This is a genomic window from Nitratidesulfovibrio termitidis HI1, from assembly GCF_000504305.1.
Taxonomy (GTDB): domain Bacteria; phylum Desulfobacterota; class Desulfovibrionia; order Desulfovibrionales; family Desulfovibrionaceae; genus Cupidesulfovibrio; species Cupidesulfovibrio termitidis.
This window is the reverse complement of record NZ_KI632512.1, coordinates 3,012,271-3,030,956: the sequence shown is the minus strand read 5'-3', so window position 1 is coordinate 3,030,956 and position 18,686 is coordinate 3,012,271. Positions and strand designations below refer to the sequence as shown.

The window sequence follows — 18,686 nt, the reverse complement described above, 5'->3', positions numbered from 1 at the left end:
GGCTATTCGGCCCGAAAGTCTTCCTCGGTCTCCACGTAACGCGCCTCTTCATCGGGCAGCACCTTGCCCGCGGCGATTTCGCGCAGGGCGGTGACCACTTCCTTGTTGCGCGAATCGACCAGGGCCTCGTACCCTTCGCGGTACTGATGCACGCGCTTGATGGCCATCTGCACGAGAAGGAAGCGGTTGTCGACGCGTTCCTGGCAGTCTTCAACGGTAATGCGGGCCATGGGAGCTCCTTGCGGAAAGGATTGGGCGTGCGGCACGGGCGCGCAACGCCTCTTTCAGGTAATGCGGCAAGGCCGGTTGTCCAGCCCCCCGCGCGAATTCCGGCGGGCGGCGGTGAACTTCCGGCATTGGGGCACATGGGCGACATAGGGGGCGGCACACTGGCGGCATGCGGACGCATTACGCCAAGCTGTGCAACATACCCGCCCTGTCAAGACGCGTCAAGCATGTCGTGGCGCAAGGCATGACGCCGACATGTGCCCTTTTATTACTGATGGATACCCGAACCGCGCCTGCCGTGCCCTCGCTGGCCGGGTGGAAAGGACGGGCCGGGCGAACCAGGCGAGAACCGGGCGAACCAGGCGAGAACCGGGCGAACCGGGCGAGAACCGGGCGGCCAGCCGAAACGAGCGGAGCAGGACGAACAGGCGATACGGCGGTGTCAGCGGTTGCTTCCGCCCCCGCACCGGGGTATCGGGGGGCGGCCCGGCGGTCCGTGTTCCGCCCCGCGCCGGTCGGCATCCGCCTGCGTCATGCCTTGCCGCAACATGCCGCCCGTGCCGCAGGCGCACCACCCGCCCCGCCATCCCGACGTACGGAGAATTCCATGCCCCGCGAAAAACTGTCCTACGCCCAGAAGCAGTGCGTCACCGCCGCAGGCAAGCTGATGCAGCAGACCGCCATGATCCACCCCGGCGCGCGCATCGGCGTGGCCGTTTCCGGCGGCATGGACAGTTGGGTGCTGTTGCAGGTGCTGAAGCTGCGCCAGCGCATCGTGCCCTTCAGGTTCGAGATCATGGCGCTGCACGTGAACCCCGGCTTCGACCCGCACAACCACGCCCCGCTGCTGCCCTGGCTGCGCGCCAACGGCGTGGCCTCGCACATCGAGGTCACCGACCACGGCCCGGTGGCCCATTCGCCCGCCAACCTGCGCAATTCCCCCTGCTTCTACTGCGCCAAACTGCGCCGCACCCGGCTGTTCGAACTGTGCAAGCAGTACGGATTGACCCACCTGGCCTTCGGCCACAATGCCGACGACCTAGTGACCACCTTCTTCATGAACCTGGTGCAGACGGGCCGGGTGGACGGCATGTCCATGAAGGAAGCCTTTTTCGGCGGCAGGTTGATGGTGATCCGCCCCATGATGCTGGTGGAAAAACCGGTCATCGCCCGTGCCGTGAAGCAGTGGAACCTGCCCGTGTGGTCCAACCCCTGCCCTTCGGCCTTCGATTCGCGCCGCAGCGAGATGACCGCCGAGGTGAAGGAATTGTGCAAGGGGAGCAAATTTGCAAAGGCAAACATTTTCAACGGGTTGATCCGATGGCAGCTCGGGTTGACACCGTCGGACCAATAACGCTAGACAACGCGTTAGGCTCTACGCCCATCCACGACACGCCACCCCACCGCCATGTTAGGGCATGTCGCAGCATGTCACGGCATGCGCCGCGCACCCCCCAGTCCCGTTCAACGCCATACCACCCCAGGATCGCACCCGACACATGCTGCTCGGCAAGTACCACATCGTCATCCTCAAGGAGCGCGACGGCGCCCACCGCAACCTGCGCATGCGCGGGTGGTTCGGCTTCGTCGCGGCAAGCCTTGTGCTGGCGCTGGCGGGTGCGAACGTGTGGCTATGGGGCTTCTACTCCGAAAACATGACCTTGCAGCGCCGCCTGGCCGAGGCCGAGCGCACGGTGGAGGAGCAGAACGGGCAGATGCTGAACATGGTGGGCAAGGTGCGCACCCTGCAGGCCGACCTTTCGCGCGTGCAGCAGTTCGACTCCAAGCTGCGCCTGATGATGAACATGGAAAAGGACGCTGGCGAAACCGCCTCCATGGGCGGCGCGCGTTCCGAAGATTTTTCCAAGAGCTACCTGCCCCTGCACCGCCAGGAACTGCTGGCCCGCAAGATGCACAGCTTCCTGCAGCAGCTTTCCACCGACGTGCGGCTGGAAGAGGTGCGCCAGCAGGAACTGGTGCGCGCCCTGCGCGACAACCGCGAGGTGCTGGCCGCCACCCCCTCCATCTGGCCCGCCGACGGCTACATTTCCTCCACCTTCGGCATGCGTGTCTCGCCCTTCACCGGCAAGGGCGAATTCCACAAGGGCATCGACGTCATCAACCGCCCCGGCACGCCCATCTATGCGCCCGCGCGCGGCACCGTCACCCTGGCCGGGGTGGATGGCGCCTACGGCAACTGCGTGGTGTTGCAGCACGGCGGGGGGCTTTCCACCCGCTACGCGCACATGCAGCGTTTCGTGCTGAAGGAAGGCCAGACCATCAACCGGGGCGACCTGATCGGCTATATCGGCACCTCCGGGCGCAGCACCGGCCCGCACCTGCACTACGAGGTGCGCCTGAACGGGGTATGCGTCAATCCCATGCGCTACATCCTGAACTAAGGGCCGCGTCCAAAGAAACAGCCCGTTGACGTTGTCGCTGCGGTATCCCGCCCGACTCACCCCACACTCTTTCCCCCACACTCCATGCTGCACATCTTCGACACGCCCTTCACATGGGACATCGAGTGGCTGCTGCGCGTCAACGTGGACTGGCGCAGCGCAGCGCTGGACCTGCTGATGCCGCTCGTCTCCAGCACCCTGCTGCTGTGGGTGGTCATCGCCGCCTGCGCGGCCCTGTACCTGGTCCGTACCGGCAAGGCCGGGGTGCGGCCGCTGCTGGCCCTGCTGCTGGTGGTGGGCATTGCCGCAGGGCTGGCCGACGCCACAAGCAACGTGTTCAAGAAAGCCACGGACCGGGTCCGCCCGTTGAAGGCCCTGCCGCTGGTCCACTATCGCGACGGAGGGGAATGGCGGCAGAACCCCACGGACTTCACGCAGCGCAAGAACAAGGGCGATTCCTTCGTCTCGGCCCACGCGGCCAACACCATGGCCGTGGCCGTGGCCCTGTGCGCCATGCTGCCGGGCCTTGGCGCGGCCTGCGCCGCCCGGCGCAAAGGCGGAACGCCTCCTGCGCCGGGCGCCGCCAGCGCCCCGGACACGGCAGCCAACCGCCCCCCCTCCCGCTTCCTGTACCTGGCCTTCCTGCTGCCGCTGGTGGTGGGATATTCCCGCCTGTACCTTGGCAAGCACTACCCGTCCGACGTGCTGGGCGGCTGGCTGGTGGGACTGCTGGCAGGATGCGCGGCGGTGTGGGCGTGGCGGCTGGCCACGGGGCGGCGCTAGGACTCGAATCCGCCCTGCCTATACGCCTGGGGCGCCCCAGCTACCCCCTCTGCCCCCGGACAAATGTGGCGGCCCTGAAATCATTTCGGGGCCGCCTTGTCATGCGCGCGCGGCACGTCGCCATGCAATGCCATTGTTTCCGCCCTGCCCCCTGCCATCACATGCACTGGTCCGCCACATTGTGGATGCAGCGACTCCGCATTATCCCGCAGCGGCGCACTCAATACAGTCTTACATTTTGCCATAAAGATTTTCCGTAACGCTCCGACACATACGGCAAGGATCACACTCCCCACAAAGCCCATGCGGCGGCTACTGAAGGCCGTCGGCAAAAGCAGGGAAAGGAGAGCGCCATGGCCGCCGTGCCCGAACTTGTTCCGTTACCTGCCGCGACGCGCATCGAGGAGCTTGTTCCCGCAGTCCCGCGCGACACCACGCAATCGCCGGAACATCCGGGCGGGCAGGACGAGTCCGACACCGTCAACCTGTCCTCGCAGGCCATGTGGCGCTACATCCGGGCAGCCGCTCCGGCAGCCCCGCAGCCCCCCGCGCCCCTTGCCATCGTTGCCGCCACGCCCGAAGAATTGCAAGGGCGGACAGGCGGCGTGCTGGTGTCCTTCACCACGGCCTCGGGACTGCTCGTTTCTCTGGAACGCTACGGAAGCGCCTCCGGGCAACCGGGGCAGTCCCCCGATTCCTCCCGGCCCACGGACGCGCGATCCGGCTACCTTGTCCGCATCGGCGCAAGCGAAGCGGAGCAGGGGTACTTCATCTCCACCAACGTCCTGATCACCACCGACGAAAACGGCGCGGCGCACTTGCGCGAATACACAGAGGGCAGCGAAACCGCAGGCGACGACGTCATCATCGCCATCCGCGCGGCAGAGACGGGCCTGGCCCTCAACGGCGGGGCAGGCGACGACACCATCGTCGCCCTTGCGGGCGCCGCCACGTCCATCACGGGCGGCGACGGCAACGACACCATCATCCTGCCGGAAGGCATGGACACCGTGACCATCGACACCGGAGACGGCGACGACACCATCACCGCCGCGCATCTCGGCCGGTCGGGGCAGGCCCGCGTGAACACCGGCAGCGGCGACGACACCGTCACCATCGGCGAACTGGCCACAAGGGGCGGACAGGCGGACATCGTCACCGGCGACGGCAACGACGCCGTCACCGTACGCGGCAGCGCCAACTACGGCGGACAGACCCGCATCGACACCGGCGGCGGCGACGACACCGTGTCCTTCGGATACCTAGGGTCCCAACAAGGACAACTGCGTGTGGACACCGGCAGCGGCAACGACACCGTCAAGGGCACGGCGCTGCTTGGCCAGGCGCAACTGGACGTCCGCACCGGCGATGGCGACGATGCGCTGCGGGTGATGGTGGGGGGCGCGGTTCAGGCGCGCATGGACACCGGCGACGGCAATGACACCCTCGACATCGACACCGTGTTCGGGGGCCAGCTTTCAGTGGACGCGGGCAGCGGCGACGACACCATCAACCTCGGCGGCCTCGGCGTGCCGGGCATCACCGGCATCAATACCGGCGATGGCAACGACACCCTGAACATCCGCTGGTTTTCGGGCTACGGTCTGCTGAACATCGACACCGGCGACGGCGACGACACCGTGAACGCCTTGTGGTTCAGGGGGGAAGGCCAGGACATCCGGCTGCGCACGGGCAACGGCGACGACACCGTGAATTCGGACTGGTCGGGGGCGATCCTTGCCGACCTGGACAACCAGATGATGCGCAACCTGGTACGCGAGGTGGACAGGCTTGGCGACACCCTGGCCGACCAGGCGGACGCGGGACGCTTCCTGGGGCGGGGCAGCTTCGTCATCGATACCGGCAGCGGCGACGACGCGGTGAACGCCTCGTGGACTGGGGTGGGGGCCGCCCGGGCCGTCATCGACACCGGCAGCGGCAACGACGGCATACAGGCGCACTTCATCGGCACGGGCGTTGCCAGCGTGGAGGTGCGCACCGGCGACGGCGATGACGCAACGCAGGTCCACATGGCGGGCAAGGGCACGGTGCTCCTTGGGGTGGACCCCGGCGACGGGGCCGACGCCGTGCGGGTATCCCAGCACTACAGCCCCGCCCACCGCGGCATGGCGGGCAACTATGTCCATGGCGACAGCATCACCACCACCATTTCCGTTCCGTCCGACACCAGGGTCCGACTGGCCCTTGGCGCGTACAGGGTCATTGACGACCTGCAAGGCGACAAGACCGCGGGAGATGACGCAGAGCAGACGCCCGACGAAAGTTGACCGCCCCGTCCACTCCTCACGACACCAACCGTTCGAGGCACGGCGCAGGCCATGACCGGCACACACGATACGCCAGAAATGCGAAAGGGCGGGACATTGCTGTCCCGCCCGCCTTCTTTTCGGAAAACACACCCCTACCCGGCGGCCAACCCTTGCAACTGCGCGAACGAATCGGCCAGCGGCGCGGCATCGGTCACGTCCTGGCGCAGAAAGGCGTTGATGGGGCCGTTCATGGCGATGGCCTTGTCGATGTCCGGGTTGCTGCCCTGCGCGTAGGCCCCGATGTTGATCATGTCCTCGGCCTTGCGGAAGGTGGCCAGGTGCCGGGTGATCACGCGGCCCGCGTCCACCACGTTCTTGGCGCAGATGTCGCTGCGCAACCGGCTGATGGAGCGCAGCACGTCGATGGCGGGAAAATGGCCCATGTCGGCCAGATCGCGGGTGAGCACGATGTGCCCGTCCAGAATGGAGCGCACCGCGTCGGCGATGGGTTCGTTGAAGTCGTCGCCGTCCACCAGCACGGTGTAGATGCCGGTGATGGTGCCCTTTTCGCTGCGGCCCGCGCGCTCCAGCAGCTTGGGCAACTGGGCGAACACGGTGGGGGTGTAGCCCTTTGTGGTGGGCGGCTCGCCCACGGCCAGCCCCACCTCGCGCGCGGCCATGGCGAAACGCGTCACCGAATCCATCATCAGCAGCACGTCCTTGCCCTGGTCGCGGAAATGTTCGGCCACGGCGGTGGCGGCATAGGCGGCGCGCATGCGCACCAGGGGCGACTGGTCGGACGTGGCCACGATGACCACGGACCGGGCCATGCCTTCCGGCCCCAGGTCCTTTTCCATGAACTCCACCACCTCGCGGCCGCGTTCGCCGATGAGGCCGATGACGTTCACGTCGGCCACGGTGTACCGGGCCATCATGCCCATGAGCGTCGATTTGCCGACGCCCGAGCCGGCCATGATGCCCACGCGCTGCCCCTTGCCCAGGGTAAGCAGGCTGTTGATGACCCGCACGCCCACGTCAAGCGGGTCGGAAATGCGGGGCCGGGCCAGCGGATTGGGGGGGGAGGCGTACAGGGGGGCCACGCCGGTGGTGACCACGTGGCTGCCGCTGTCCAGCGGCGCGCCAAAGGCGTCGAAGGCGCGGCCCAGCAGGGCGTCGCCTACGGGAAAGACGGGGGGCAGGCTGGTGTTGCGGATGAGGCTGCCGGGGCGGATGCCGCGCAGGTCGCCATACGGCATGAACAGCAGGTTGCCGTCGCGAAAGCCCACCACCTCTGCGGCAATACCTTCGCATATGGCGGGGTCCGGCGCGCCCCCCTGCCGTCCGGCAGCGCCGGGAAACCCGGACTCGCACCCTTCGGGCAGCATGTGGCACACCGCGCCCAACGGGGCCTTTATGCCGCAGCCTTCGGCAACCAGGCCCACCACCTTGGTGACCTTGCCGTAGGTCTGCATGGCCTGAACCTCGCCCAGCAGGCGCTGGCAGGCGGCGGGATCAAGCCCGGACAGGCGGCTGTCGTGCGGGCCTTCCACAGGGCTCACGGGCGATCCCCGAACAATGGCACGGGCAGGGGTGCAGACAGGGGCACGGGCGAGGTCGCGGGCGAAATCATGAGCGGGATCATGAACGAAATCATGGGCGATCCTCGGGCAGGGTCAGCCCGGCCAGCACGTCCTCGATGATCCGGCGACGGGTTTCGATGGTGTTGTCCACCATGCCGTCGCGGCTTTCCACCACCATGCCGCCGGGGCCGATGCCCGCGTCGCCCCGCACGCTCCAGGCCTCCAGACCGGGAAAGCGGTCCTTGGTGGCGGCGATGATGTCGGACACGGCCGGTTCGTCCTCGGGGTTCACGCGCACGGTCAGGGTACGGCGCTGCTCCAGCGCCTGCACCGACTTCACGAACAGCGTCTCCAGCACGGCGGCGCGCTCCGCGTCCACCACCAGGCCCACGCTGCGTTCCACCGCCGTGCGCATCAGGTCCACCAGATCGCCGCGCCACGCGGCAAAAATGGACGAGCACTGGCCCTGGATGGCGGAAAGCACGGCAGACACCGATTCCCCCATGGCCGCGCGAAACTCGTCCAGTTCGTGCTGGGCCTGGGTCATGCCCTCGGCATAGCCGTCGTTACGGCCCTGCTCGTGGGCGGCGGCACGCAGTTCCTCGGCCTCGGCGCGGGCCTGGGCCAGCACGTCGGCGGCCTTGTCCAGCACCTCGCGCGCCCTGGCTTCCGCCTTGGCGCGCACGCGCGCCATGTATTCCTCTTCGGTGGACTCGTCCCACAGCGGGCGCGGGTTGGCGCCCTCCATGCCGGTCAGGGTGGTTTCGGCAAAGGGGGTGGGCCCCATGAAGATGGTGCCCCACCGTTCCGGCTTGCCGGAATCAGACGAAGACATCTCCGCCTCCGCGGCCCACGATGATGCGGCCCTCGGTTTCCAGTCTGCGCACCGTCTTCACGACGTTCTGCTGTGCGCCTTCCACGTCGGACAGGCGCGTGGGGCCCATGATTTCGAGGTCTTCGCGGATCATGGTGGCCGCGCGTTCCGACATGTTCTTGAAGAACTTCTCGCGCAGGTCCTCGGAGGCGCCGCGCAGGGCCATGGTGAGGTCCTCGTTGGAGATTTCCTTGAGCAGTTCGCGGATGCCCCGGTCGTCCAGGGCCTTCACGTCCTCGAACACGAACATGAGGTTGCGGATGTCTTCGGCCATCTGCGAGGATTCTTCCTCGATTTCGGCCAGCACTTCCTCTTCGGTGGCGCGGTCCACGGCGTTGAGGATTTCGGCCACGGAGGGCACGCCGCCCACCTTCTTGCCTTCCTTGCCGCCCATGGCGATGAGCTGGCTTTGCAGCACCTTGTCCACTTCCATCAGCATGTCTTCGGGCACGGCTTCCAGGCGGGCAAGGCGCATGAGCACTTCGGGTCGCACGCCAGCGGGCAGGCTGGTCAGAAGCTCTGCGGCCTTTTCCGGGTGCATGTGCCCCAGGATAAGCGCCAGGGTCTGCGGGTGTTCGTTGCGCAGGATCTGGGACAGCAGGCGCGGGCTGACGTTGCCCAGTTCGCGGAAGGGCGCGGGGCCGGAGTCGAGGTTCAGCGAGTCCATGATGTACTTGGCGGTCTCGCTGTCCAGGTTCTTCATGAGCATGCGCTTCACGGCTTCCGCGCCACCGGCGATCATGTCCTGACCGGTGACCAGGGCATGGTGGAATTCGCGCAGGACTTCCTCCACCAGTTCCTTGGGCACGGTGTCCAGTTCCACGATGGCCTTGGAGACGGCGGCGATTTCCTGCCGCTCCATGCGCTTGAAGACTTCGGCGGTAAACTTGTCGCCCAGGGCGAGAAGCAGGATCGCCGTCTTCTGCGGCCCCTTAAGCTGCTCCAACCTTTGATCCGTCGCCATGCTTCAACCAGCTCCTGATGATGCTCACGGCCTGATCCATGTTCTGTTCGGCCATCTGCAGGGCGTGAGCCTTGATGTCTTCGATCTTCTTCAACGCGTCCAGCGCGTCCACTTCCTCGTCGCCCTCGATGAGCGCAAGGCGCTCTTCACCTTCGGGCAGACCTTCCAACCCTTCGATCATCTCTCCCTCCACGCGGGGACGGATCATGGCGAGCACCACCGGGCGCACCACCAGCACCAGGAACAGGAAGACCAGCAGGGCGTTGAGCAGCGGCTTGCCAAGGCGCAGGGCGTAATCCATGACCAGTTGGGCCAGGCTCGATTCCTGCGGCACGTCCGGCCCGCCGAACGAAATGCTGCTTACCTCGATGGTGTCGCCGCGCGCGCGGTCGTACCCCACGGCATTGGCCACCAACTGGCGGATGCGTTCGACATCTTCGTCCTTGCGCGGCACGAAGGTCCACTGGCCGTCCGCTCCCTTCTCATACGTGCCGTCCACGATCACCGCAACGGTCAGGCGAGAGATATCCCCCACCTGGGCCACGATGTTCTGCTCTTCCTTGTTGATCTCGTAGTTGGTGGTGCGGGTTTCGCGGTTGCCTTCCTGGGTGGACGCGCCGCCCGTGGGCGAATCGCCCCGGAAGTTGGCGTCGGGAGACCCGGCCTCGAGGTTGGAGCGGCCGCGCTGCGATTCTTCGCTGCGCTGTTCGCTGCGCACCACGGTCTTTTCCGGGTCGTACAGTTCCTTGCGGATGGTGCGCTGGCTGAAGTCGAGGTCGGCGTTGACCTTGGCGATGATCTTGCCCGCGCCCAGCACCGGGTAGAGCAGTTCTTCTATGCGCCGCTCAAGGGTCTGCTGCATGCGCAGCTTGTGGTCGAGCTGGGTGGTGGTCATGCCGTTGATGCTGCCGTCCTCGTCGGGGGCGTACAGGATCTTGCCGGTGGTGTCGGCGATGGACACCTTGTACTTGTCCAGCCCTTCCACGGCCATGACCACCAGGTTGACGATGGCCTGCACGTCCTTGGGCTCAAGCTTCTTGGAGGTGTCGCGCAGCTTCAGCACCACCGAGACGGACGGCTTCTGCTGCTCTTCGATGAACAGGCTGCGGTGCGGAATGACCAGATGCACCCGCGCGCTTTCGACGTTGGGAAATTCCGAGATGGTGCGCGAAAGTTCGCCCTGCAGGGCACGCTGGTAGTTGATCTTCTGGACGAAGTCTGTCTGGCCCACCTTGACCTGGTCGAAAATCTCGAAACCGATGCCCTGGCCCACCAGGTTGCCTTCACCGGCCACCTTCAGCCGCAGGTCGTACACCTTGTCGGCGGGCACGGTGATGGAAGACCCGCCGCTCTCCAGCTTGTAGGCCACCTTGTCGGCCTGCAGCATCTTGACCACGCGGCTGGCGTCCTCGGGCGTCAGGTTGGAGTACAGCACCCGGTAGTCGGGCCGGTTGATCCAGAACACCAGGCCGAAGAACACGGCCACCACCGCCACGGCCAGACCGGCAATGAAGATGCGCTGCGAGATGGAGATGCGTTCCCAGAAGCCCTTGGCCTTCTGGATGACGTCTGCGAGAGCGGGAGCCATGTGTTCTTCCTCCGGGGTCGTCTCTGGCGAGTGGTCTCTGGACTGCTATGCAATGCGTGATGCGGTGGGCTGGAGTCTGGTGCGTGGAGTACTCGGATTTCCGTTCTCCGCCGGGGCACCGCGCGCCGGGCATTCGGATGATTCCCGTCGCCTGCCGGGCGCCCCGATCTGCCGGATTTCCGTTCTGCGGCGAAGGGCCCTCTCACGCCGGGGCATTCGGATGATTCCCGTTGTCTGCCGAGGAAGCCAAGCGGTTCATGAAGGGAGCGCACTCTTCCGTGCGTGACCGAATGAACCGCGCCGGATGACGATGGCAGCGGCGGGAAGGGCCGAATGCCCTAGAATTGGATGCGACTGAGTTCCTTGTACGCCTCCATGACCTTGTTCCGCACGGCGGAGGTCATGTTCACGGCAAGCCCGGCCTTCTGCAGGGTGATCATCAGTTCGTGCACGTTCTGGGTTTCGCCCGAGGCGAAGGCCTCGATCATGTTGGCCTTTTCGGTCTGCATGTCGTTGACCTTGGTCAGCGACTCGGAGAGCGTGTTGGTGAACGACTTGGCCTGAATGCCCGAGGCCGTGGGTGCGGCGGTGGCGCGGGTGGCCTGTTCGGCCTTCATGAAGTTGCCGAGGGCGTTGGAGTACGCCTTCAGCCCTACTGCCTGAATGCTCATGGCCTTGTCTCCCCGCTGCCTAGCGGCTGATTTCGAGGGCCTTGGTGTACATGGCCTTCACGGTGTCGATGGTGGTCACGTTGGCCTCGTAGCCGCGCTGGGCGGTCATCAGGCTGGCCATTTCCTCCACCACGTTGATGTCCGGGTAGGAGACGAAGCCTTCCTGGTCCGCATCGGGGTGGCCGGGTTCGTACACGCGCTTGAGGGGGCGCGAGTCGGTGGCCACGTGCATCACGCGCACGCCCTTCAGCTCGCGGTCCAGGGCGCCTTTCATGTGCTTGGAGAAAGGATCGTCGATGTCCTGGGCCGCCATGATGGTGGTCTTGCGCCGGTAGGGACCGCCCTGCTCGGTGCGGGTGGTCTTCACGTTGGCCAGGTTCATCGAAATGATGTTCATGTTCGTGCGCTCCGCATTGAGTGCGGAGGCGCCGATGTCGATGGCGGTCATGAAGTCCATTACTTCTGCCCTTCCTGTATGATGTTCTTGACGCCCTCAAGGTTGCCGCGAATGACGGTGGAGAGGGCGGTGTAATGCAGGGAGTTCTTGGCCATCTTGGCCATTTCCTTGTCCAGGTTCACGCGGTCTTCGCCGTGGATGATGCGCGGCTTGGCCGCCTTTTCCCAGTCGGCGTTGAAACCGTCGGCGCTGAACTCGGAGGGCAGGTGGTTCTGCTCGGTGCGGGTCATCCGCCCCTTGGCGTCCAGCCCCAGCGCCGCCTGCAACTGCTTTTCGAACTCCAGTTCGCGCGGCTTGTAGCCGGGCGTCCGGACGTTGGCGATGTTGCTCATGACGACATTCTGACGCTGGATCTGCATGTCCATGACCTTGCCGACAAGGTTCACATGCGGTTCGTAAAGGCTTTTCATGCGGGATTCCTCCCCTTTTCGCCCCTGGGGAGTGCGCCGCGCAGGGGGTGGTGGCCGCCGGTGCGGCCCGTGGATGCACCCCCGGTTCAGCAAGAGGTGTTCCAGCGCAATGAATATTTTGAATTTCACATAGTTACATTGAAAAAATGTCATTTCGCCCGCACCGTGTCCGCCGGAATGACGACGCCGCCCGATCCTCACGTGGATGCTCGGACGGCGTCGGTGTCAGGCGGCACATGCCGCCATGCGGCAGGATTTGCCCCCCCGTGCCGGGCAAGAGGGCGGTGGGGGACGGCAAACCGGCGCTTTGTGCCCGGGCAGACGGCGTCCCGAGCATGCCGGGGTTTGGCGCGGTGTGGGTGCCCCCTGCTTAACGATTACAAATACAACTTATATATTCATAGGTTGCCAACGCCATACCACACCGTCAAAATGAATTGGCATACGGATTGCTATGCTCGTTGCGCCCACGAATACTTCGCAGCCAGCAATGGCACGCATAGTGCTAAGCGAAGGACATGGGCACAGCTTTCCCGTGAGCGTTCGCGAAACCGACAGGCGAACTGCTCTGGCGCCGCAAAGGCGTCCGTCCCGCGCAGCGTGGGGCGACCCAGAAGCGAAATGCCCTACGGCATGGAGGGGAGAACATGAGCAACCATCTCGATTACGAAATCAACAAGGAACTGGGCGAGTGCTACCTTTTCATGGGTGACCTGGAAAAGGCCGAGGAGTACTACCGCAAGGCCGCCGGCAGCAACGGCGTGCATCCGGACCCGTACCTCGGGCTCGCCACCATCGCCGTGCAGCGCGGCAACCTTGAAGCCGCCCTGGTGCTGTACCGCAAGGCCTCCAACATCGAAGCCACCGACAAGTCGCTGGCGGGCATGGGCCTGGTGGAAATGGAAACCGGAGAGCACGCCGAGGCATTCGACCACTTCGTGGCCGCGCTGGGCATGAACCCCGGCAACCTGGTGGCCATGAACGGCCTGCTGCGCCTTGGCTACCACCTTGGCCGCATCGACGAAGTGGTGGCCCACCTGCGGGCCTTCCTGGAACTTTCCCCCGACAAGGACAACGTACGCTTCTCGCTGGCCGGGTGCCTGATCTCCCTTGGCCGCAAGGACGAGGCGCGGGCCGAACTCGAGACCATTCTCGACCGCGCGCCCGACCACGCCGACGCCCGCGAGATGTACGCCCTTCTCGGGTAGCCGAAGCGCTGGCCGCCCCGCGCGGCACGCCCCGGCAAGATACTCCCCTCCCCATACGATTTTCCGGCCCCGATGCTGGCGCTAGGGGCCGGAAAATCACCTTTCGCCGTCATTCTGCCAACGCTCGGACGGCGAAGGGAGCGGAAACGCAGTACGGGCGCATGGCACTTCCCCGGGGGAGTGCCATGCGCCCGTCAACGTTTTTCCGCCCCGGTGGGCACCGCCCCGATCTTCCCAGGCCCCCTGGATGCGGCCGGATCATATCAGGACGCCGGAACGCGCAAGCTCAGACCAGGGCGTTGAACAGATACCCCACCAGCATGATGCCCGCCCCCACCACGCCGAAGAACACGGCCACCAGCCGGGGCCTCAGCACGCGGCGCAGCATCACCGCCTCCGGCAGGGACAGGGCGATGACGGCCATCATGAAGGCCAGCACCGTGCCCAGCGCGGCCCCCTTGCCCAACAAAGCCTGCACCACGGGAATCATGCCCGCCGCGTTGGAATACATGGGAATGCCGATGGACACGGCCAGCGGCACGGCCCACCATGCCCCCCGGCCCATGATGGAGGCCATGAAGCCTTCCGGCACGTACCCGTGGATGCCCGCGCCCACCGCAATGCCCAGCACCACCCACGGCCAGACCTTGCCCACGATGTCGCGCATGGCCTGCACCCCGTAGTCGATGCGCCCGGACCAGGACAAGTCCGCCTCGTGCATCTGCTCGGCATCGGCCCGCACCTGCAGCACCCAGCCTTCGATGTGGCCCTCCATGCCCAGCCGCCCGATGACCCAGCCGGACAGGATGGCGATGGCCAGGCCCGTGCCCGCGTACAGGACCGCCACCTTCCAGCCCAGCAGGCCGTACAGCATGACCACGGCGATCTCGTTGATCATGGGCGCGGACACCAGGAACGAAAAGGTCACCCCCAACGGGATACCCGCCGAGACAAAGCCGATGAACAACGGCACCGCCGAACAGGAGCAGAACGGGGTGACCGTGCCCAGCAGGGCGGCCAGCACGTTGCCCACGGCCTCGCTGCGCCCGGCCAGCAGGCGGCGGGTGCGCTGCGGCGTGAAGAACGACCGCACCATCCCGATGCCGAACACCACCAGCGAAAGCAGCATGAGCACCTTGGGCGTGTCGTACAGGAAGAATTCCACCGCCTCGCCCAAGTGCGTGGACGGGGTCAGGCCCAGCAGGCCATAGGTCAGCGCTCGCGCGGCGGCGGGCAGGTTCAGGTACACGGCCCACCATGCCACCAGACACACGGTCATGATGGCAAGGCGACGCCGCAGTCCGGCACGCTCCTGCTCCGGCGAAAGGGCCGGAGACGGCCCGGTGGCGGTGGACGATGCGGAACAGGCGCAGCCGCCACCGGCAGGGGACTCTCCGCCGGAGAGAGGGGACAGAGGCGTCAGGGATGCCAGGGGCGCCGGTGAGGAACCTGCCCGGCCAGGCTGCCCCTGCTGGCCCGGCGTGGAGGCGCACCCGCAGCCGCCGTTGGTGGGTGACCCCTGCGCGGCAAAGGGCTGCAAAGGCCGCAACGCGGACGCATGGGCGCCGGGGGTACCGGGGGGCGTCGCGCTCTTGGCCGTCATGCAGGCGCATCCGGATGCGCCGCCCGTTGTGCCGGGGCGTGCTTCCTGTCCGTCCTGCCTCTCCGTCAAATTGCCGGCTGGCCTGGCCGCCTGCGTATCCCCGGGGGCTGTGAATGTCCCCGTACCCGTGCCACCGTTGCCGTTTCCGTTGGTCATCGTCGCACTTCCATCCGCTTGATGGCAAGCCGCATCACGGCGGCCATCAATTGCTCATTTGGCGTAATATGCAATTACTTCCACAAAAAAACACGCGCGTACGCCCGCCAGCGGTACCGCGCGACAACCGGCTACGCACCGGCCCGCGAGCGGCCAGCTAGTCGCCGGTGCGCAGAGCCGCCAGCCGGGCCAGATCCTGGGACAAATCCTGGGCGGCCTGGTCGATGTGACGCCCCGTGCATTCCAGGAAGGAGCGCACGCACCCCAGCGCCAGCGAATAGTAGACGTTGGCCCCGCGCTTTTCGTCGCGCACCACGCCCGCCCCCTTCAGGATGGACAGGTGCTTGGACACCGTGGAGACGTCCGAACCCACCAGCGCCTGCAACTCGCACACACAACGTTCGCCGCGCGTCAGTTCCTCGACCATCAGCAGGCGGCTGGGGTGGCCCAGCGCCTTGAATATCTCGGCCTGCGCCTCAATGAGCCGACGATGGGCGGCTGTCCGTTGGGGTGCGATCATTTGCATGTTTCGCCAAATACTCCTCCGGGCCGGACTTGGCAAGCCCCGCCCTCATGCCCGACCAACGGAACTGGTCGCCAGTACCGGATGCCGTACCCGGCCCGTCAAACGCAAACGCCCCGCCGCAGGATCTGCGGCGGGGCGGAACGGGCAGTGGGATCGTGCAGGCAACGCGGCGGCAGCCCGCGCGCGACGCTACTTCAGGTTGGCGGCGTACCAGTCGCCGGACAGACGCAGCCCCTGGCGCACGCTGTAGGCCGGTTCGTAGCCCAGCCGGGTGTGGGCGCGGCTGATGTCGGCCAGCGAATGGCGCACGTCGCCGAAGCGGAATTCGCGATGCTCCGGCCTGGCCGTGGCGGCTTCCGGCTTGTGGCGGCTGACTTCCTCGCGGATCAGGTCGAACAGCTGGTTCAGATCGGTGCGTTCGCCAAAGGCCACGTTGTACACCGTGTTCAGGGCCGCCTCGTCGGTGGCGACGGCAGCCAGCAGATTGGCCTGCACGCAGTTGTCGATGTAGCAGAAGTCGCGGCTGGTTTCGCCATCGCCGTTGATGAACACCGTCTCGCCGCGCAGCAGCGAGGCGAACCACTGCGGGATGACCGCGGCGTACGCGCCGAAGGGATCCTGCCGCTTGCCGAACACGTTGAAGTAGCGCAGGCCGATGGCCTTCATGCCGTAGCAGGTGGCGAACACGTCGGCATACAGTTCGTTGACGTACTTGGTCACCGCGTAGGGCGACAGCGGCTTGCCGATCTTGTCCTCGACCTTGGGCAGCGTGGGTTCGTCACCGTAGGTGGAACTGGACGCGGCGTAGACGAAGGTCTTCACCTTGGCGTCGCGGGCAGCCACCATCATGTTCACGAAGCCCGAAATATTGCTTTCGTTGGCCAGGATGGGGTCTTCGATGGAGCGCGGTACGGAGCCCAGGGCGGCCTCGTGCAGCACGTGGTCCACGCCTTCGCACACTTCGCGGCAGTGCTCCAGGTTGCGGATGTCGCCTTCCTTGAAGCGGAAGTTGCGCCACAGGTCCGCGCCCACGATTTCGCGCACCATGTCCAGGTTGCGCTGGTATCCGGTGGCGAAGTTGTCCAGCCCCACCACCTTCTGACCGTGCAGCAGCAGTGTTTCCAGCAGGTTCGAGCCGATGAATCCGGCAACCCCGGTGACAAGCCAGGTGCGGGGGGCGGCTTCCAGTTCCTGCAACAGGGCGGTATAACGGTTCATGATGGTGCATCCTCCCTGGGGAGTGGCGGTTTCTGATGGAATGACTATTGTACGTGCGCCGGAATGTCGCGTCAAAGGATGGCGCGCCGGACGGCGTTGCGCCAGAGCGCAGCCCGTTTGATGGGACGCAGCCCGTGCGCTGGGACGCAGCCCGTGCGGCGGGGCGCAGCCTGCGCGGAAATACGACAGTGCAGCGGGACGGCTTTCGACTCTTCGCCACAGGCCTGCGCCCTTGAAGACGATATTGCCGCGCACCACCGCAACGTGCGCGCTTCTACTCCCAACGCCACACCCTGTAAAGGGGCGGCAGCGCGGCACGAAACGTGTATGGGTTTGGCAGGATACAAACCCGGCGGCAGGATGATGACGCACGGGGCAAAGCCCCTTCTTCCGCCGCCTGCGCGGCAGCCGTTTCGCCCCCTTTTCAGCGTGCTGCCCACCTGTTACAAGGTGCGCGTTCTTCCGCCCCCCGCGCCGCGTGCGCCAAGGGCGGAGCAACACTTCCCCGGCACCCTGCCGGGACCTGCGTCCGGCCGTTTCTGCACGATCAACAGAACAGGCGCGACCGGACGCGCAGCCAGCGAGGCATCAGATGAAGGTCGCCATTCTGGGCAATCAGGCCCGGGCCATGGTCAATTTCTGGAGCATGCTCATCCGCAGGCTCCGTGCGCTGGGGCACGAGGTGCTGTGCATCGTGCCCGACGCCGATACCGACACCGAAGGCCGCGCCGCGCTGGAAGCCATGGGCGTCCGCGTGGCGGGCTACCCGCTGGACCGCAAGGGGTTGAACCCCGTGCGCGATGCGTCCACCTTTGCCGCGCTGTACCGGCTTTTCCGACAGGAACGGCCCGACGCGGCCTTCTGCTTCACCATCAAGCCGGTCATCTACGGGGCCACGGCGGCTGCGCTGGCGCGCGTGCCCGCCCGCTACGCCATGATCACCGGGCTTGGCTACATGTTCGAGGCGGATACCCCGGTCAAGCGCGTGCTGACCAGGGTGGCCGCCCTGCTCTACCGCGTCGCCCTTGCCTGCGTGCGCACGGTGTTCTTCCAGAACATGGAAGACCGCCGGGTGTTCGAGGACAATCACATCATCCCGCACGGAACGTCCGTGGCCATGTGCCGGGGCACCGGGGTGGCGCTGGACCATTTTGCCCAGGCGGAACCCGTGCTGGACCCGCCCACCTTCCTGCTGGTGGGCCGCCTGCTGGAGGCCAAGGGCCTGCGCGAATACGCCGGGGCCGCGCGCCTGCTGAAGACAAAACACCCCGACGCCCGCTTTCGCGTGCTTGGCCCGCCGGAAACCGGACCGGGCAGCGTGCCCCTTTCTGAAGTGGAAGGCTGGACGCGCGAGGGAATCATCGAATATCTTGGGCAGACCCGAGACGTGCGCCCGTACGTTGCCGATGCAAGCGTGGTGGTGCTGCCCTCGTGGCGCGAAGGCACCCCCTGCTCGGTCATGGAAGGCATGAGCATGGGCCGCGCCGCCGTGGTCACCGATGCCCCCGGCTGCCGCGAGGTGGTGGAGGACGGCGTGAACGGCTTCCGGGTGCCCCTGCGCGATCCGGAGGCGCTGGCCGCCGCCATGGAACGGTTCATCGCCGACCGCAACCTGATCGCCCGCATGGGGCAGGCCGGGCGACGGCTGGCCGAGACCGAATTCGACGCCGACAAGGTGAGCGAGCATATTCTGCGGGTGATGCGCCTGGCGTAGGTACGGCCTCCAGATTGGCCTTTCGCCCGTCAGG

The 18,686-nt window shown here is 66.1% G+C and carries 17 protein-coding genes; 6 read left to right on the top strand and 11 right to left on the bottom strand.

The window, feature by feature from the left end; genetic code table 11:
* Positions 1 to 2: 2 nt before the first annotated feature.
* Positions 3 to 230, bottom strand: a complete 228-nt coding sequence (gene rpoZ / locus DESTE_RS12205; protein WP_012613402.1) for a DNA-directed RNA polymerase subunit omega — start codon at positions 228 to 230, stop codon at positions 3 to 5.
* 605 nt (positions 231 to 835) lie between these two features.
* Here rpoZ and DESTE_RS12200 point away from each other — a divergent pair.
* From DESTE_RS12200 to DESTE_RS12185, 4 genes are all read left to right on the top strand, one after another.
* Positions 836 to 1,582 carry a tRNA lysidine(34) synthetase gene (locus DESTE_RS12200; RefSeq protein WP_035067925.1) on the top strand — a complete coding sequence of 249 codons (747 nt, stop codon included), beginning with the start codon at positions 836 to 838 and terminating at the stop codon, positions 1,580 to 1,582.
* 145 nt (positions 1,583 to 1,727) lie between these two features.
* Positions 1,728 to 2,630 carry a M23 family metallopeptidase gene (locus tag DESTE_RS12195; protein WP_035067923.1) on the top strand — a complete coding sequence of 301 codons (903 nt, stop codon included), beginning with the start codon at positions 1,728 to 1,730 and terminating at the stop codon, positions 2,628 to 2,630.
* Between the two features lie 84 nt (positions 2,631 to 2,714).
* Complete coding sequence (locus DESTE_RS12190; protein ID WP_035067921.1) at positions 2,715 to 3,413, top strand: phosphatase PAP2 family protein; 699 nt, start codon at positions 2,715 to 2,717, stop codon at positions 3,411 to 3,413.
* 353 nt (positions 3,414 to 3,766) lie between these two features.
* Entirely contained in the window at positions 3,767 to 5,701 is a 1,935-nt protein-coding gene (locus DESTE_RS12185; protein ID WP_035067920.1) for an autotransporter outer membrane beta-barrel domain-containing protein, read from the top strand.
* Positions 5,702 to 5,835: 134 nt separating this feature from the next.
* Here DESTE_RS12185 and DESTE_RS12180 read toward each other — a convergent pair whose 3' ends face one another.
* From DESTE_RS12180 to flgB, 7 genes are all read right to left on the bottom strand, one after another.
* On the bottom strand, positions 5,836 to 7,209 hold the full coding sequence (locus DESTE_RS12180; RefSeq protein WP_035070278.1) for a FliI/YscN family ATPase: 1,374 nt from the start codon (positions 7,207 to 7,209) through the stop codon (positions 5,836 to 5,838).
* Between the two features lie 124 nt (positions 7,210 to 7,333).
* Positions 7,334 to 8,098, bottom strand: a complete 765-nt coding sequence (locus tag DESTE_RS12175) for a FliH/SctL family protein (protein WP_035067918.1) — start codon at positions 8,096 to 8,098, stop codon at positions 7,334 to 7,336.
* Positions 8,085 to 9,101, bottom strand: a complete 1,017-nt coding sequence (fliG, locus tag DESTE_RS12170) for a flagellar motor switch protein FliG (protein WP_035067917.1) — start codon at positions 9,099 to 9,101, stop codon at positions 8,085 to 8,087. Before fliG ends, DESTE_RS12175 begins: the two co-directional genes overlap by 14 nt.
* Positions 9,070 to 10,689, bottom strand: coding sequence for a flagellar basal-body MS-ring/collar protein FliF (fliF, locus tag DESTE_RS12165; protein WP_035067916.1), 1,620 nt, complete (start codon positions 10,687 to 10,689; stop codon positions 9,070 to 9,072). Before fliF ends, fliG begins: the two co-directional genes overlap by 32 nt.
* A 338-nt stretch (positions 10,690 to 11,027) precedes the next feature.
* On the bottom strand, positions 11,028 to 11,360 hold the full coding sequence (fliE, locus tag DESTE_RS12160) for a flagellar hook-basal body complex protein FliE (RefSeq protein ID WP_035067915.1): 333 nt from the start codon (positions 11,358 to 11,360) through the stop codon (positions 11,028 to 11,030).
* A 19-nt stretch (positions 11,361 to 11,379) separates the two neighbouring features.
* Positions 11,380 to 11,817, bottom strand: a complete 438-nt coding sequence (gene flgC / locus DESTE_RS12155; RefSeq protein ID WP_035067912.1) for a flagellar basal body rod protein FlgC — start codon at positions 11,815 to 11,817, stop codon at positions 11,380 to 11,382.
* Complete coding sequence (gene flgB / locus DESTE_RS12150; RefSeq protein ID WP_035067911.1) at positions 11,817 to 12,227, bottom strand: flagellar basal body rod protein FlgB; 411 nt, start codon at positions 12,225 to 12,227, stop codon at positions 11,817 to 11,819. Before flgB ends, flgC begins: the two co-directional genes overlap by 1 nt.
* Before the next feature lie 647 nt (positions 12,228 to 12,874).
* On the opposite strand from flgB, the gene DESTE_RS12145 reads away from it, so the two are divergent.
* A complete protein-coding gene (locus tag DESTE_RS12145; RefSeq protein WP_035067909.1) occupies positions 12,875 to 13,435 on the top strand; it encodes a tetratricopeptide repeat protein in 561 nt (186 codons plus the stop codon).
* 286 nt (positions 13,436 to 13,721) lie between these two features.
* On the opposite strand, the gene DESTE_RS12140 is transcribed toward DESTE_RS12145, so the two are convergent.
* The 3 genes from DESTE_RS12140 to DESTE_RS12130 form a co-directional block, all read right to left on the bottom strand.
* On the bottom strand, positions 13,722 to 14,714 hold the full coding sequence (locus tag DESTE_RS12140; protein ID WP_035067908.1) for a permease: 993 nt from the start codon (positions 14,712 to 14,714) through the stop codon (positions 13,722 to 13,724).
* A 637-nt stretch (positions 14,715 to 15,351) separates the two neighbouring features.
* On the bottom strand, positions 15,352 to 15,720 hold the full coding sequence (locus tag DESTE_RS12135; RefSeq protein ID WP_035067907.1) for an ArsR/SmtB family transcription factor: 369 nt from the start codon (positions 15,718 to 15,720) through the stop codon (positions 15,352 to 15,354).
* A 189-nt stretch (positions 15,721 to 15,909) separates the two neighbouring features.
* Positions 15,910 to 16,938, bottom strand: a complete 1,029-nt coding sequence (locus DESTE_RS12130; RefSeq protein ID WP_035067906.1) for an NAD-dependent epimerase/dehydratase family protein — start codon at positions 16,936 to 16,938, stop codon at positions 15,910 to 15,912.
* Between the two features lie 592 nt (positions 16,939 to 17,530).
* Here DESTE_RS12130 and DESTE_RS12125 point away from each other — a divergent pair.
* Positions 17,531 to 18,652, top strand: a complete 1,122-nt coding sequence (locus DESTE_RS12125) for a glycosyltransferase family 4 protein (protein ID WP_035067905.1) — start codon at positions 17,531 to 17,533, stop codon at positions 18,650 to 18,652.
* Positions 18,653 to 18,686: the final 34 nt, after the last annotated feature.